This window comes from Paenibacillus wenxiniae (assembly GCF_039822605.1).
Lineage (GTDB): Bacteria > Bacillota > Bacilli > Paenibacillales > Paenibacillaceae > Saccharibacillus > Saccharibacillus wenxiniae.
This window is the reverse complement of the sequence record NZ_JBCGUH010000003.1, coordinates 435,825-452,098: the sequence shown is the minus strand read 5'-3', so window position 1 is coordinate 452,098 and position 16,274 is coordinate 435,825. Positions and strand designations below refer to the sequence as shown.

The window sequence follows — 16,274 nt, the reverse complement described above, 5'->3', positions numbered from 1 at the left end:
GGGGAAGCGATTGCTGCAACTCATCCTTGAAATCCGGTAAGTCAGCGTGAAACCCTTATGATTACGCTTACATTTGCTATCTTTAAGCTAGAGACGAGATTAAAGGCAAGCTGTAAGGCGAAAAGGGAGGAACGATGATATGAGTGCAATTCCAATTATGATCGGCACAATCTGTGTACTGCTCATTGCCTACCGACTGTACGGAACATTTATGGCAGTCAAGGTACTCAAACTGAAGCAAATGGACGAGCAAACCCAGACGCCAGCCTATAAGCTGGAAGACGGTAAAGATTATGTGCCCACGAGTAAAGTGGTTTCATTTGGACATCATTTTGCTGCGATTGCCGCAGCCGGGCCGCTCGTAGGGCCGATTCTTGCGGCACAGTTCGGATATTTGCCCGGATTGATCTGGTTGCTGGTCGGTGCGGTTGTTGGTGGTGCGGTGCATGATGCGGTCGTACTGTTTGCTTCGATGCGCAAGGATGGACAATCTCTATCCGAAGTGGCGAAAAAAGAGCTTGGTCCTGTAGCTGGCTTCTGTACCGGTCTGGCGATGCTGTTCATTATTACCATTACGATGGCAGGGCTATCCCTGGTCGTATTGCATGCATTGGAACGGAACCCGTGGGGTACATTTGCAGTGGGTATTACGATCCCGATTGCGATGGCAGTTGGATTGTATTATAAACGCACTGGAGATTTGAAAACGCCTTCAATTGTCGGCTTCTTACTGATCATGGTTGGCGTGGCAGTCGGTCCCTTCATCCAGCATTCGGTATTGGGGCAATGGCTGACGCTGGAAATGTCCACGCTAGCGATTTTGCTGCCTGTATACGCATTTTTTGCGGCGGCGCTGCCGGTCTGGTTGCTGCTGGCACCACGCGATTATTTAAGCAGTATTATGAAAATTGGCGTGTTCGTTGCGCTTGTCATCGGTGTCTTTATCGTCAATCCGGCGATATCGTTCCCTGCTGTTACGGAATTTATTCATGGCGGCGGCCCGATTCTGGCAGGGCCAGTATGGCCGTTCATCTCGATCACGATTGCCTGTGGTGCCATTTCAGGCTTCCATGCCTTTGTCGGCTCAGGTACGACGCCGAAAATGTTAATGCGCTGGACGGATATCAAGTCGGTCGGTTTTGGCGCGATGCTGGTGGAATGTCTCGTTGCCGTGATGGCGCTAATCGCCGCGATTGCCCTGCAACCGGGTGACTATTTTGCGATTAACTCCAAGCCGGAAGTGTTCCAGACACTCGGCATGCAGACGGTGCATCTGGCAGAGCTAAGCCGTGAGATTGGCATCAATCTGGAAGGACGTACCGGTGGTGCGGTCACACTGGCGGTCGGTATGACGTACATTTTCAAAAGTATCCCGTGGTTTGAAACGTTGGCCGCGTACTTCTTCCAATTCGTGATTTTGTTCGAAGCGGTATTTATTTTAACAGCGGTCGATGCGGGTACACGTGTATCACGTTATCTGATTCAGGACTTTTTCGGTGAATTTTATAAGCCGCTCAAACGATTGGATTGGATGCCTGGCGCGATACTGGCAAGTGCACTCGCCTGTCTATCCTGGGGCTACCTGCTGTTCTCCGGCGATATTAGCTCCATCTGGGCACTGTTCGGCGTATCCAACCAGCTCATGGCATCGATTGGACTGATCATCGGCGCGACCGTCATTTTAAAATTCGCCGATAAACGAAGATATATGCTCACCTGTCTCATCCCACTGGCGTATCTGTATGTAACGGTCAACTATGCTGGCTACTGGATGGTACGAAACGTCTACCTCAATTCTGAATCAAGCGGTTATAGCGTGCTGAATGGGATACTGTCGATCATTATGCTCATTCTGGGAGCGGTCATCCTGATCACTGCGATTCTCAAATGGCGTGAGCTGTGGAGCGATCCGAAAGGGTTGAAAGCACAGGAGGTAGGTAAGGTGGATGGGAAGGCAGAGCCTGTTGTACTGGCTTCTTCGTCGCAGTCTTAAAGCATACAAATAAACTATAGCTAAATGTTAAAGTAGGCTAAAGAACAACCCATTTGTGCATACTAAAAACCGGACAGCAGTCTCTCACCGCTGTCCGGTTTTTGCTATTTTTTATTAAAGAAGTGCTCACACCATTCAAACCTGCTTCACCCGAAGCTGCTTGAGCAACAACGGATAAAACACAATCCCACTCACAATCATCAACACACCAAACCCGAACGTCTTCCAATCCGCCGTCCCCGCATAAATGACCCATACCGAGTACACCATCGCCAGTACGCCAATGATCCCATCGCGCACTCGACTTTCGTTGACGCCATAACCCTCACCCGTCACGACCAGTCGCAGCTGATACAAGGCTGAGATCAGATAAGGCACCAGATATGCCAGCGTTGCAATCGCAATAATAAAATCAAACGCCTGCGAGATCGAGCCGGAGATCGTGGAGAAGATCAACAGCTGTCCAAGTCCGTTCGATATCCATAATGACAGCCGCGGCATCCCTTTGCTATTCACATCGCGAAATGGACGTAAAAATACACCCTGACGTGCCGCTTCATACGGCACTTCCGCACTGAGCAGTACCCAGCCAATCGTGGAGCCGATCAAACTGATCAATCCCAGTCCAGCTAGCAAATAACCGCCGCTTGGACCTAGCACCGCGCTCATCGCATCGACGAGTGGATTTTGCGATTGCTGGAGCTGGTCGCCTGGCAACAGACCCATCGTCAAAATACTAATGCCCACATACAACGCCAGCGCGATCAGCAAACCGACCATCGTGGCGCGTGATACATCCTGCTTACGCTTTGCCCGTGCCGCGAATACCATCGCTGATTCGACCCCGATAAATGCCCACAGTGTCACCACCGCTGCACTATTTACCTGTGACAGTAAGCTTACCGTTTGTCCGTCTGCATTCACATGCGGAGCGGCAAATGGCCCGATATTCGCCTCTTGAAACGCAAATAACGCGATCACAATAAACAGTGCAAACCCGATTACCTTTGTCGCTGTAGCGAGCAGATTCATTTTGCCTGCGCCTTCAATTCCGCGCAGCGCAAGCGCATGTGTACCCCATAATAATAATGAGCAGACGATAAAGTTCAGCGCATTACCGGTTTTAATATCCAGACTGCCGATCGTAAACCAGACCGCCTCACTTTTCATCGCGGGTATAAAGGTAGACAAATAACTGGAAAAGGTCGTAATAACCGCCACAAAGCCTGCCACATTACCGACCCAGTAGCCCCATGAGGACATAAAGCCAGACAGCAGCGACAGTACCGGACTATTCGGAAACAGCTCTTTCGCATAAATTTGCGGCCCACCGCTTAATTCCGGCTTACGCAATGCCAGATTGCCAAACACAAGTGCCAGCATGAGTACGCCAAATCCGGTCACACCCCATGCCAGCACTGTGCCTGCTGGATTCGATACTTCTGCCAGTGAACGCGGCAGCATAAAGATCCCGGAGCCGACCATATTGCCCACGACAAGGGCGGTCAGAATCCAGAATCCAACTCTATTTTGACTCATCTATAAGACTCCTTCCATTCCATCAACATGGATACCTATTCATTATTTATTGATTCACATAAAATCATTTCTCTGTTGCCCTCATCTTTATTAGGTAGCTTGCGCCTGTCAAAAACATAGGACAGTTTTCTACTATACACTTTTCTCTGGTAAAGCGAAAGAGTGTTTTTTGTGAAAATCGGTGAACTTTCTAAAATTTGAACGATGAATTGTACGTTTTCTATTGTTTTCATGTACGAATTTTGGGACAATAGAGGGCATGAGCGGTATGGGTCTAGCTGCAACAAGGGCTGGACCTGTACTGCGTTTTATTGTGACAATCGGATGAATTTTGCATATATAGGGCAGTGGAAGGACATATGTACTCGGACGGTGGAGCTGTACACAGGCGACGCCGCGGGTAACAGAAAAGAGGACAGGACAATGAATAAACCATCCATATACGGATTAACGATGGTCCAGCTGGCAGATTGGCTGGAGCAACACGGACAGAAGCGTTCGCGCTCGGTTCAAGTTTGGAACAGTCTGTACAAGCAGCGCGTGATGCGCTTTGAAGATATGGACGTGCGTGAGGAATGTCGCACGTTGCTGGCAGAGCATTTTAGCATGCGTACATTGGAAGAACATGTGAAGCAAGAAGCATCCGACGGTACAGTGAAATTCCTGCTTCGTTTGCAAGATGGCAATCTGATCGAAACAGTGCTCATGCGTCAGAAATACGGTCAATCCGTCTGTGTCACCACACAGGTAGGCTGTAATATCGGGTGCAGCTTCTGTGCGAGCGGGCTGATCAAAAAAAGCCGTGACCTGAACGCAGGTGAGATCGTCGAGCAGATCATGAAGGTGCAACAGCATCTGGACGAACAGGGCGAAGGCAAGCTTGTAACGCATATCGTCGTGATGGGCATTGGCGAGCCATTTGATAATTTCGAGAATATGGTCGATTTTATCAATATCGTCAAAGATCAAAAAGGACTTGTCATCGCCCCGAAACGGATTACCGTGTCTACCAGTGGCTTGCCTGACAAAATCCGTGAGTTCGCAGATAGCGATCTGCTCGTGAATCTGGCACTGTCGCTGCACGCGCCAAACAATGAACTGCGTACACGCATTATGAAAATTAACCGCGCTTTCCCGTTAGAGCAACTGATGGATGCGGTCGACTACTACCTGCAAAAAACGAATCGCCGCATTATGATGGAGTACATCCTGCTGCAAGGTGTGAATGATCAGGTCGAGCAAGCACACGAACTGGCAGCCCTGCTCGCCGACAAGAAACAGATGACCAGCGTCAATCTGATCCCGTACAATCCGGTCGATGAGCATAGCCAGTATCAGCGCAGTAAGCAGGAAGATATTCTCGCATTTTATGATGTACTCAAAAAGAACGGCATCAACTGTACCGTTCGTATGGAACATGGCACCGATATCGACGCCGCATGCGGACAATTACGCAGTAAACAGATGAAAAAAGCAGAACGTAGCCGTGAACATGATTCGACGACGCTCATTAGCGGATAATCCCCCGCAATATTGTATGTTTACATTCTATATGGGTTTCTGAAAAAGCCATCGGTACAAGTACCGGTGGTTTTTTCGGATACAAAATAAGCTGATCCGCGCCACAAATAAATCTACAGCCATTCAGCACTCCATGTAACTCATTTTATCCCCAGCATTTTTTTCAATTACGTATTTGAAATCCTTCAACAAATTCCGATAAAGATATAACAAATAATTTAAGCGATTAAACTAAAAACCTATCATTTGATCTATACGAATACGGCAAGATATGTGAAAATAAATCCAAAGAGTAGGAACAAGACGACGTGTAGCTCCTTCTTTTGGCCCACTATTATGATAAAGATGAGCTGGCTCCCGTGAAGCCCAGCCAGGGAGGTGCAGATGCACGTAACGAAAAACCGTCGCGTCCGAGTCATACTGCTAATTGTAATCGCAGTGATGGTTGGGCTGGCGGCGCTACTAGTGATAAACATGACGAAAAAAGAACCCTCTCCTACCGCATTGTTCATGAAGCAATCGATGACGAATGCCAATGGGACGATTGCCTCTTATCTCAAATCAGCTCCTTCTACCGATCCTAACGTCGTTGCCGGACGAGAGGCGCTATCCGAATCGGTTGGGTTATGGATGCAGTACACATTGCTTGCAGATGATCGGGCTGATTTTGATAACAGCTATCAGTTGCTAAACAAGTATTTTATGTCTCCCCAGCATTATATCCGCTGGAAGCTGGAACCGGATGGACAGTCCCGTGTGAATACGTATGCGCTTGGTGATGATCTGCGCATCGTCAGCGCCTTGCTGGACGCTTATGGACAATGGAACAAGCCGGAATATCTCGCAACTGCCAAAGAAATTACCGATACGCTGTGGGCAAAAGGACTGAATAACGGCTATCTAGTCGATTACCACGATTTTCAGCATAATACCTCCAGTAATCTGCTGAGTCTCACCTATATTGATACGCTTGCTTTTGAGCGAATGAAGCAATACGGTCTGATTAGTGATGAGCTGTATGAGCGGCATCTTCAGCTGCTGCGCACCATTCCGAATGATGGACTGTTTTACCCAAGAACGTATGATGTGACGACAGGCCAATACGGCTATGATGCACAGGTGAACTTGATTGACCAGCTCATTATCGGATTGCATCTTGCCGAGTTGAAACAACCGCCTGACAAGCTGGTGGCGTTTATCAAACAGCAATTTGCGAAGGATGGTCATTTATACGGACGCTATCATGCTTCGGATCATCAGCCGGCTGTGCGCTATGAATCGCCTTCTGTGTACGGACTTGCGATTTTGCTCGCCGTGCAGATGGATGATCGGGCATGGGCACAGCAGCTTTATGATCGGATGATTATGTTTCGTGCTTCGGAAGGCAGCGATGCAGGCGGCTATGTATCGGATGGAGACACACACGCATTTGATAACCTACTTGCACTGCTAGCGGAAACAACGCTACAGCAGACACGCTAAACCAGGGAAAAAGGAAGAGGAAAAATGACAAATAGTATACCGATTCGGCGTACGATGATCGGGTACACGTTGCTCGTTGCAGTCGCCATTCTGGAGCAACTGATCTTATTTTGGGATGTTGCTATGCATCAGCGCTTCGGCGTGATCGAGCTGCTTGTAATGCTCGGTTCATTGTTAGGTTTGCTCGTCGGCTTTTGGCTGCCGCGAGGTGTAGCGGTCGTATTAATTTTTGTGTTTTTGGTCACTTATTTTGTATGGATGGTGACGATTGCGCCGCTCAATCCGGTCGTGTTTTTTAATATGTTTTTAATTCCGGCGAATACGTTGATCGCATTGATCGTCAAATACAGTCTGATCGATACGCGTCGATTGAAAGAACGGCTGGAGGCGCTGCATGAGATTACACCGCAGGTCGATATCGATACGACGCTCGGTAATCGAGCAGCATTGAGCGAAGCGCTGATTAAGCATTCCAATCTAGCGCGCCGCTATTCCGATCAATACAACTTTTGTATGGCGATGTTCAAAATTGAATTTTTGCCACTGGTGCAGGAAGCGGTCGGATCAGCAGGGTATGCCCGTCTGCTGCTGGAGCTGTCCAATACGATTCAAAAGCAGATTCGTTTTGAAGATTATAAGTTTTCGATTGATAATGGTCGCTTTATTATTCTTTGTCCGATGACGAATAGAGACTATTTGCCACCGCTAACCCATCGTATTCGTGATGCGATGATGAATGTGCAGTTTCCTGATTTAAAAGGGCAGGAACTGCAACTGGTCATTCGTTCGGGCGCACTTGTATTTCAGGCAGATCAATTTGAAAAATACGAAAGTCTGGATGCCGTTATTGCCACGCTGGAACGAAATACCGAAACGGATCTGATCGGCGAATACATTTGATCAGTGTCCGGCATTATACATTTAGGAGAAGATGAAAGATGGCTTATACGGATTGGTTTATCCCGTTATGTACGGCGGTTAGCGGCTTGTTTGCAATTGCGATTGCCATTTTGACGATTGCTACGCTCCGGTTTCGCAGTCACGTGAACCGTAAATACAACCGGGGACGGGGGTAACGAAGTGGCAGATGGCATTCTAATTTTTTCGATCATTAGCATCTGGATCGCGGTGCTGGAAGCGATCATCATTATGGCAGGAGCCATTCGTTTTCTATCCAGACAAAATAAGGCGGGGATCGTATTTCCAGAAACGATGAAGAACTATCCAACCGTTACGGTGATGGTGCCCGCGCACAATGAAGAGGTCGTTGTCGCTATTACGACCGAGCATATTTTGAACCTCAATTATCCGCAGCATAAAGTACAGGTGATCGTCATTGCAGATAACTGTAGTGATGGTACGGCGGCATCGCTGTATCGGTTAAAAGAACGACCGGAATTTGCCGATCGCGATTTTACGATTATCGAACGTACCGGAACGGGTGGTAAATCCGGTGCACTGAATGAAGCGCTCAAAATTACGAAAAGTGAATGGATTCTCGTCTATGACGCGGATGCTGCACCGGAGCGTAATGCGTTGATGTTTCTCATGCAAAAGGCGTTAGAGGAGCCGGAGAAATACGGCGCGGTATTCGGACGCAACAAAGCGCGCAACCGGGGGCAAAACTTCCTGTCGCGCTGTATTAATTTGGAGCTGGTCACCATTCAGCGTGTGCACCATACCGGATTATGGGAGCTATTCAAAGTCGGTACGATTCCAGGTACGAACTTTATCGTCAAGACGGATCTGATCCGCGATATCGGCGGCTGGGACCCGGATGCGATTACCGAGGATACGGCGATCACGTTTGATATTTTGACCCGTGGACAGCTGATTGCACTGGCTCCGCAAGCGGAAGCATATCAGCAGGAGCCGGAGCAGCTGAGCGTATACATGAGTCAGCGTCAACGCTGGTCAAAAGGGAATTATCGCGTTATTTTGGACAATATTCATCATCTGTTTGGCAGCTCTAGCTGGCGTATCAAAATTCAGGTGCTTTATTATGCAGCCAGTTATTTCTGGTTTATGATCGCGATTATTATCTCGGATATTATTTTCGTAGCCAATATTGTGTATCAAATTATCTCGCTATTCAATCCGAATGTGCTCTCGCCGTTCCAGTTTGCAAGTGATGTGTATGTGTATCTCGTCATTTCGTGGGCGCTGATGTATTACATTTATGTACTACAGATCAATCTGGCGCTTGCTTCGGATATCGGGCAAAGTAATACGATGAACTTTGTACTGGCATGTATTTCGTATTTCACCTATGCACAGTTGTTTCTGATTATCTCGATCAAGGCATTTTACTCGTTGCTTGTCGATATTTTAACTGGACGTAAATCAAGCTGGTACAAAACGAAGCGGTTTAACTGAGCCGTATCGTTAATAATAGTTAGCAATGTATACGCAATGATACTGCAATCGATAGTATATATTATGAAATGAAGTAAAAACGTGATTTTCGTATTGATTATGTATAGCTTATCGCCTATTGACGCAGCACATATGCAATTGGATAGAGCGCATTAGCGTTATTTATTCGTGTTCACATTTCGAGCTTGTGCAGATGTATCCATTTTAAATTCAGGTAGAATGAACAGCGGCTCGTTGACGAAAGCCGTACATTAGATAGGGCAGCTGTCATTCATGTATACACGACAATAACTCAAATATTAAACTTTAATTCCACTATAGAATCATAACAAAACAGGCTGGTAGACTGCGTCATCACGCGGTCTACTAGCCTGTTTTTATATTCGGATTCATCGTTGTTGGTCGATGAACGAATGACATGCCGTAAGCACGCTAGCTTACTTAATGCCTTTCATATAACTTTGAATTTTCGGACCCATCAGGAATAAAATAATACCGAGCACGATCGACACGCCGCCAATCGTACCAAAGTATAGCAGTTCGCTATCTTTATTATATAGCGTTGTCAGTACGGCATTAATTGCCTGTGCTGCTGCATTGGACAGGAACCATAGACTCATCGTTTGGGCAGAGAAGGCGGCTGGTGCCAGCTTCGTCGTTGCCGACAGGCCGACCGGAGACAGGCACAGCTCACCGATCACGATAATAAAGTAACTCAATACGAGCCAGAGCGGGCTGACCAATTCATTTTCACCGCTAAAATAAACCGGCAGCAGGATGACAAGGAATGATAGTCCTGCGAACAAAAGACCGATTGCAAATTTATGCGGAATCGTCGGCTGACGATCGCCTAGCTTCATCCAGAACCAGGCAAACACAGGTGCCAGAATAATAATAAACAGCGGATTTAGCGATTGGAACCAGGTTGGCGAGATCGGAATACCTATAAATTGCAGCTGTGTACGTTGATCTGCAAACAACGCCAGCACGGTAGACGTCTGCTCTTGAATCGACCAGAACATCACCGCAGCGATAAATAACGGAATATACGCGGTCAGACGCGAACGCTCCACATCATTCGTTTTCGGACTGCGATACATGACGACAAAATAGCAGATCGGGATGAGTACACCGAGTACTGCGACCACAAGCACGAATGTTTTTAAGGTGAGCCAGCCGAGACTGATCGCAACTGTCAGCAAAATCGCCACGACAATAGCGCCGATGATGAGCAGCTTGGTCACTTTGCGACGCTCGTCTTTATCCATCGGATTTGGCACGATCATACCAGCAAGACCGAGACTTTTCTTACGTGTCAGCATAAACACGATCAGTCCGATCAACATACCGATTGCAGCAAGACCAAAGCCAAGATGGAAATTGTATTCTGTACCTACCGTACCGACAATAAGCGGCGCGATAAAGCCGCCCAGGTTAATGCCCATATAGAAAATGCTAAAGCCAGAATCACGGCGTGCATCTTCTTCACTGTACATTTCCCCTACGATGGTAGAGACGTTCGGTTTGAGCAGACCCGTACCGAGTACGATCAGTGCCATCGATGTGAACAGCATCGTTGCGCCGCCAGGAAAAGCGAGCACAATATGACCGAACATGATCAGTATACCGCCATAAAAGACGGAGCGTGATGGCCCGAGCACACGGTCAGCTAGCCAGCCGCCGATAATGCCCGACATGTATACGAGTGAGCCGTAGATCGACATGATCGCTGTTGCCATCGTCTGATCCAGACCTAGACCGCCCTTACTCACTTCGTAGTACATGTAGTAGATCAGAATCGCTCTCATACCATAGTAAGAAAAGCGCTCCCAGAACTCCGTGAAAAAAAGTGTGAACAATCCGCGCGGATGTCCGAAAAACCCGCGCTGAGGAACACTATCTACGATATCTTGTTTTGTTGGATTAGACACGATATACCTCCTTGAAGTGGTCATGTCCGGAGCAGTTTAAAGGATTCGTGAGAGGCTTCCTTCCGCTGTCCATGACACTGCCCGCTGCCGTACCGTTGTAAGTGACTTATTGCAATGTACTTACACGTTCAGTAAACAGGCGAACCATTACGATATAATATAATCTGCATATAATCAATCGAAAAAATTGGAAAAGTAGATCATTTTCATGGAGAAATCCGTACATTTTTCTTGGAAATGGAGTTTGGATACTACCGAACTTGTAGTGCCCGGCATTTAATTTGCAGTGAAGCAGGGCAAATTGCTTCTAGTAAGGTATAATAAGAATAAGGAGTTGAGAGTATATGGCAAACGAAAATGAAGAAGTTATTTTGACCCCGGACGGACTCGCGAAGCTGGAAGAAGAGCTGAAGGAGCTGAAAGGGCCACGCCGGAAGGAACTGGCTGCACGTCTGAAAACGGCGATCAGCTATGGCGACTTGAAAGAGAACAGTGAGTATCATTCCGCGAAAGAAGATCAGGCGTTTATGGAAACGCGCATTTTGACGCTGGAGCGTATGTTGCGTAATTCGCGCGTGATTAGTGCCGATCAAATGGATACTTCCCGTGTGAGCATTGGCTCGATCGCGGTATTGAAAGATATCGAGTTTGATGAAGTGATCGAGTATCAGATGGTTGGACCTGCTGAGGCGGATCTGGCGAACAATAAGCTATCTTACGAAAGTCCACTGGGCAAAGCATTGATGGGTCACCAGTCAGGTGACAAAATCGCCTTTGAAGCACCGATGGGCACATTCTACTATGAGCTGCTGAAAATTAAACCAGGTCAATAAGCGTGATGGCTAGCTATGGCTAAACGAGCGATATAGAAGCTTAAATTAATGAGCGCTAGAGCTACCGCATCGCTTAGCCATATCCAGCATTTTTACAGTGTAAATAGGTTGAACGAGTCATATGTTCACTTATCAGGATGCATGAACAATCACGTTCACAGGATGAATGAACAGAACGTTAAAAAGAAGCTGCCGGAATGATGCCGAGCAGCTTTTTGCTGTACTTACTTTATTTATACACGTTACGTTTTGTAAAGCATTCGCTGAAGTTATATACTATGGGTATTGTACAACAAGAGAATCATAGACATGCTTGCAGCATGTCAAACTACGCTGGAATAGGAGCTACCGACTTTGTGGATAGGGATTGCAATACTGATCGTGTATCATCTGTTTATTCTGTATGTTGGTTGGAACGGCTGGGTGTGGCTGGCTACATTGTTTCCACATCAAATGCTGCCGCGCTACATTATGATTATTGTGCTGGTCATTTTGGCGTATGGGCTGTTCCTCGGTTTCTGGCAAAATGAGATCGGTATATTTAAATGGATCGGTGCTGTGTGGGTGGCGATCGCGTATTTTTCCGTGCTATGGCTACCGATTATGAACCTTGTATTATGGTTACTACGCTGGTCGCCGCTTTCCATGAACACCGCCGTTGTCTGGGCTGGCTGGATTACGATTGCCGGACTGGTCATAACGGTCAGTATAGGGGCATACAATGCGTATAGTCCGGTTGTGCGCTCGTATACGATTGAGATCGATAAGCCGGTCAATGGGCCGTCTGAGATGAATATGGTGATGGCGTCGGATATGCACTTTGGAGCGCTATCCAATGAAAGCCATGCGCGCCGCCTTGTCGAACAAGTGAATGCCTTGAATCCGGATCTGATTCTGTTCCCCGGCGATATCATCGACGATAATTTGAAGTATTATACTCGAACTGCGATTCCAGACATTTTAAAAGGTTTCAAGGCGCCGGTCTATTCCTCACTCGGCAATCATGATCGATTTGAAAAAGGCGTCGATCTGGTCGATGTGCTAAATAAAAGCAACTTGAATGTACTTTATGATGAGTCGGTTGTGCTGGATAATGGCATTACGCTCGTCGGTCGCCGCGATTACAGCGATAAACCACGTACCGAGCTGGGCAAGCTGCTGGATGAAGTCGATCATACCCATCCGGTCATCGTGCTGGATCACCAGCCGTATGAGCTGGATGCGGAGCAAAAGCTGGGCACCGATCTGGTCGTTTCCGGCCATACGCATCGCGGACAGATGGCACCATTCTCACTCATTACACATCGTATTTTTGAAAATGACTGGGGGTATTTGCGCAAAGGACAGCTGCATTCAATCGTATCGTCCGGTTTTGGCTTCTGGGGTTCACCGCTGCGGATTGGCACACGTTCGGAAATTGTGCAAATTCATGTGAAGTTTAAAAATGGCAGTGCAGCCAGCTCTACCGATACCGTCGATGAAGTTACACCTGCTTCTACGGAGAGCTGAGGAATAGACACAGACGTCGTGGAGTGGTAGTCGTTTCCGGGTACTGCTAGCCGAACTCGTCGAAGGGTTGCTTCTGATTTTTTTGTATTAGACATTTTGTATGAGACAGACTGTTTTAAATGTAGATAGAGCTTTTTAAACCCAAAGTTGCGGGTCGAATGTAACGTGATGAGCGAAAACGATAGTTATGCTGAAAAGCCTTCTCCGCTATATGATGGGAGAAGGCTTTTCAGCATGTTCGCGAATGATAAGAGAATGCTGCATTGTAGGGTGCAGCTGTTCGGATGCGGCTACAACTGGCTATAATACAGCTTGCACATAGCTACAAGATGATTACAAATCTACCTACAACCGACAGCCTAGAACCCAAAACCCAGAACTCACAACCGAGAACTCACAACCCGGAACCCAGAACCCAGAAATCCTTACCCCTTAATGCAGAGCAGCACGAATCTGTTTAATATAAAAGAACTTAACGATGAAGAAATAGATGAGCTGAATCAGGAAAAATATACTGAGTACAAATGCTGATTCCTGCACTAGCGATCGTTCCAACATATGCGACAGTGTCGTTAAAGCTACCGCGCCGTGAACGAGCGCAACGACGATCGGTGTAAAGAACAATAGGGCAATCTGGCGCGTCAGCACCCGATTCAATTCACGTTCGGTCAGACCGAGCTTGGCGATGGCACGAAACTTCTCTTTGTCTTCATCCAGATCGCTATACAGCCGGAAGTACAGAAAGCTACCGGCGGAGACAAAGAATACAATGCCGATAAACAAACCGATGAACATCGAAATGCCGTATAGCGCTTGTACTTGATACAGAGTGAAGGCAGGTATAGCCAGATTGCTCTTTGCATCTAACTCGGCGAATAATGTATTTATATTTCTTTCGGTTTGTAGTAGTTTATCCTGGTCTGTATTTGTTTTCCATGCTACTGTATGCTGCACGGCTTTAGGTTTACCGATCTGCGCATACAGGTTGTCAGGGATAATCAAAGCTTCACTTGCTCCCGGCAATATACTGGAAACGATCGGTGCTCCGCTCTGCACAGCGATGCCGCTGGTGGTCTCCAACGTGCGGTTACTCCATTTAGAAACGGACGAATTGTTTTCATCGGAGATCAATAACACAGCCTGATTTCCAGTGACCTGAATCGGTTGCTCTCCAAACTTAGTTTGGATCTGGTTGAACTCGCTGTTGCTTAATACGGTCAGATCGGATAGCCCATCTTTAAACCCATAGCGATTTAACGGTTGATCGAATACCTGGTAAGCGACGCCATCTGCTTTTAATTGATCAGAGATCATTTGTACATGCGTCGCAAACTGTTTATCCTGAGGTTCATCGTAGTATGCAATGCTGTAATATCCGTCAGAACTTGCCCCTTTATTTAATACGGATTGAAAGCCATACAATGTACCGATCGCACAAAAAGCTACCGTCGATACCATCGTCACGAGAAAGAAAGTACGGGCATTATCTTTCATACGGTAGGACAGATCGGAGAACAGTAACATATTCGTCTTGCGCCAGAACAGACGCTTCCGCTTCTTCATCGCACGAATCAGATACACGCTGAGCTGTGTGAATAACAGATAGGTCGCCATGCTGACCATGATTACAATCGGTAACAGCAGCTGAAGTGCTGCATTCATATTACTCATCAGTGCAAGGGCATAACTGCTGACGAGTAAAATAACGACAAGTAGCGATAACAATACAGAAGCACGCGGCTCGCTTTTTGCGGCATTTTTGCTACGAATCAGTTGGATGAGTGTGCTGCTGCGTAGCGAAGTCGAGATAAATAGCGAAATGAGCACAAATAGCACCATAAAGGACAATATCGTCAGCCCGATCGCCTTGATCGGTAGATAGAAATTTAGCGGTTGACTGAGTACGAGAATATTTTCTCCAATGAGTAGAATCGCTTTAGCAAAGACAAGCCCCAACACAATCCCGCCAATCGTAGCGCCAAAGCCAATCAGCATATTTTCCATAAAGACCATACGCCGTAACTGACCTTGCGACATGCCCTGCAACATGAGTAGTCCGAATTCCCGTTTACGTGTCTTCAAAAAGGAACCCATCGAATACAGTACGAAAAAGAACGAGAAGCCATAAATGAGCCATTTGGATGTCGACATGGCTGTCTGTGCCGTATGATTCACATCGCTGCCGCTGAGCGCTGGATGATAGGCAAACACAGCAAAGGTGAAAAAGATCATCACCGTGAACATACTGCTTAGAAAATAAGCGGCATACAGTCGTTTGTTGCGAAGCACATTGTTAAACGCGAATTGACGAAATGTCACTCGAATGACCCCCTAACAAGGACAGCGTGTCGATAATTTTTTGGAAAAAGGCTTGGCGGTTATCGCCGCGATGAATCTCGCTGTATAGCTCGCCATCACGAATGAAAATAACCCGGCTGCAATAGCTGGCAGCGACGGCATCATGAGTGACAAGCATCATCGTTTTGCCTTCCTCGCGATTGAGCTGTTCCAACATTTCCATCACATCACGTGCAGATTTGGAGTCCAGATTACCGGTCGGCTCATCTGCCAGCAACAGCTGTGGCGAATGGATCATCGCCCGCGCAATCGCTGTCCGCTGCGCCTGTCCGCCGGAAATTTCATACGTGCGCTTATTCATAATCGACTGGATGCCCAGTCGTTCGGCGATGGCAGCGGCCTTTTGCTTCATTTCGCCCACCGGACGACCATCCAGTGTGAGCGGCAATACGATATTTTCCTCAATCGTGAGCGTGTTCAGTAGATTAAAGTCCTGAAATATAAAGCCCAGTTCACGGCGCCGGAACTGCGCCAGCTCGTTCTTCTGCAACTGATTCACATTGCGTCCGCCGATCAAAATCTCGCCTGTCGTCGGGCGATCGATCGTTGCGATCATATTAAGCAGCGTCGTTTTACCGCTACCGGATGGTCCCATAATACCAACAAACTCTCCATCCTCAATCGTAAACTGAATATCGGTTAATGCCTTATAGGCGATTTTGCCTTCATAGATTTTACTAACATGCTGTACTTGTAGCATCGTAAAAACCTCCCTATATGTGTGATTACTGT

Annotated in this window: 12 protein-coding genes; 8 read left to right on the top strand and 4 right to left on the bottom strand. The window is 47.2% G+C overall.

All coding sequences use genetic code 11. From position 1 onward, the window contains the following. The first annotated feature begins 139 nt into the window (after positions 1 to 139). On the top strand, positions 140 to 1,993 hold the full coding sequence (locus AAHF22_RS07915; protein ID WP_347324452.1) for a carbon starvation CstA family protein: 1,854 nt from the start codon (positions 140 to 142) through the stop codon (positions 1,991 to 1,993). 135 nt (positions 1,994 to 2,128) lie between these two features. On the opposite strand, the gene AAHF22_RS07910 is transcribed toward AAHF22_RS07915, so the two are convergent. Next, positions 2,129 to 3,532, bottom strand: coding sequence for an amino acid permease (locus tag AAHF22_RS07910; protein ID WP_347324451.1), 1,404 nt, complete (start codon positions 3,530 to 3,532; stop codon positions 2,129 to 2,131). 423 nt (positions 3,533 to 3,955) lie between these two features. Between AAHF22_RS07910 and rlmN the strand changes: the two genes are divergently transcribed. From rlmN to AAHF22_RS07885, 5 genes are all read left to right on the top strand, one after another. Next, a complete protein-coding gene (rlmN, locus tag AAHF22_RS07905; protein ID WP_347324450.1) occupies positions 3,956 to 5,053 on the top strand; it encodes a dual-specificity RNA methyltransferase RlmN in 1,098 nt (365 codons plus the stop codon). Between the two features lie 384 nt (positions 5,054 to 5,437). After that, entirely contained in the window at positions 5,438 to 6,535 is a 1,098-nt protein-coding gene (locus tag AAHF22_RS07900) for a glycosyl hydrolase (protein ID WP_347324449.1), read from the top strand. Positions 6,536 to 6,559: 24 nt separating this feature from the next. Continuing rightward, positions 6,560 to 7,435 carry a GGDEF domain-containing protein gene (locus AAHF22_RS07895; RefSeq protein ID WP_347324448.1) on the top strand — a complete coding sequence of 292 codons (876 nt, stop codon included), beginning with the start codon at positions 6,560 to 6,562 and terminating at the stop codon, positions 7,433 to 7,435. A gap of 38 nt (positions 7,436 to 7,473) precedes the next feature. After that, positions 7,474 to 7,611 carry a hypothetical protein gene (locus tag AAHF22_RS07890; protein ID WP_347324447.1) on the top strand — a complete coding sequence of 46 codons (138 nt, stop codon included), beginning with the start codon at positions 7,474 to 7,476 and terminating at the stop codon, positions 7,609 to 7,611. 4 nt (positions 7,612 to 7,615) lie between these two features. Continuing rightward, on the top strand, positions 7,616 to 8,911 hold the full coding sequence (locus AAHF22_RS07885) for a glycosyltransferase family 2 protein (protein ID WP_347324446.1): 1,296 nt from the start codon (positions 7,616 to 7,618) through the stop codon (positions 8,909 to 8,911). A 437-nt stretch (positions 8,912 to 9,348) separates the two neighbouring features. Here AAHF22_RS07885 and AAHF22_RS07880 read toward each other — a convergent pair whose 3' ends face one another. Next, positions 9,349 to 10,842: a peptide MFS transporter gene (locus tag AAHF22_RS07880; RefSeq protein WP_347324445.1), complete on the bottom strand. Its 1,494-nt coding sequence runs from the start codon at positions 10,840 to 10,842 to the stop codon at positions 9,349 to 9,351. A gap of 344 nt (positions 10,843 to 11,186) precedes the next feature. On the opposite strand from AAHF22_RS07880, the gene greA reads away from it, so the two are divergent. Further along, complete coding sequence (gene greA / locus AAHF22_RS07875) at positions 11,187 to 11,675, top strand: transcription elongation factor GreA (protein ID WP_347324444.1); 489 nt, start codon at positions 11,187 to 11,189, stop codon at positions 11,673 to 11,675. A 354-nt stretch (positions 11,676 to 12,029) separates the two neighbouring features. After that, positions 12,030 to 13,184 carry a metallophosphoesterase gene (locus AAHF22_RS07870; RefSeq protein WP_347324443.1) on the top strand — a complete coding sequence of 385 codons (1,155 nt, stop codon included), beginning with the start codon at positions 12,030 to 12,032 and terminating at the stop codon, positions 13,182 to 13,184. Positions 13,185 to 13,616: 432 nt separating this feature from the next. On the opposite strand, the gene AAHF22_RS07865 is transcribed toward AAHF22_RS07870, so the two are convergent. Continuing rightward, a complete protein-coding gene (locus AAHF22_RS07865) occupies positions 13,617 to 15,503 on the bottom strand; it encodes an ABC transporter permease (protein ID WP_347324442.1) in 1,887 nt (628 codons plus the stop codon). Beyond that, positions 15,478 to 16,242, bottom strand: a complete 765-nt coding sequence (locus AAHF22_RS07860) for an ABC transporter ATP-binding protein (RefSeq protein ID WP_347324441.1) — start codon at positions 16,240 to 16,242, stop codon at positions 15,478 to 15,480. The genes AAHF22_RS07865 and AAHF22_RS07860 overlap by 26 nt, the downstream gene beginning before the upstream one ends. Positions 16,243 to 16,274: the final 32 nt, after the last annotated feature.

What these genes read in the sequence shown, in the direction of transcription:
- AAHF22_RS07915 (WP_347324452.1), top strand. Translation starts at nt 140, where the DNA reads ATGAGTGCAATTCCAATTATGATCGGCACAATCTGTGTACTGCTCATT.
- AAHF22_RS07910 (WP_347324451.1), bottom strand. Translation starts at nt 3,532, where the DNA reads ATGAGTCAAAATAGAGTTGGATTCTGGATTCTGACCGCCCTTGTCGTG.
- rlmN (WP_347324450.1), top strand. Translation starts at nt 3,956, where the DNA reads ATGAATAAACCATCCATATACGGATTAACGATGGTCCAGCTGGCAGAT.
- AAHF22_RS07900 (WP_347324449.1), top strand. Translation starts at nt 5,438, where the DNA reads ATGCACGTAACGAAAAACCGTCGCGTCCGAGTCATACTGCTAATTGTA.
- AAHF22_RS07895 (WP_347324448.1), top strand. Translation starts at nt 6,560, where the DNA reads ATGACAAATAGTATACCGATTCGGCGTACGATGATCGGGTACACGTTG.
- AAHF22_RS07890 (WP_347324447.1), top strand. Translation starts at nt 7,474, where the DNA reads ATGGCTTATACGGATTGGTTTATCCCGTTATGTACGGCGGTTAGCGGC.
- greA (WP_347324444.1), top strand. Translation starts at nt 11,187, where the DNA reads ATGGCAAACGAAAATGAAGAAGTTATTTTGACCCCGGACGGACTCGCG.
- AAHF22_RS07860 (WP_347324441.1), bottom strand. Translation starts at nt 16,242, where the DNA reads ATGCTACAAGTACAGCATGTTAGTAAAATCTATGAAGGCAAAATCGCC.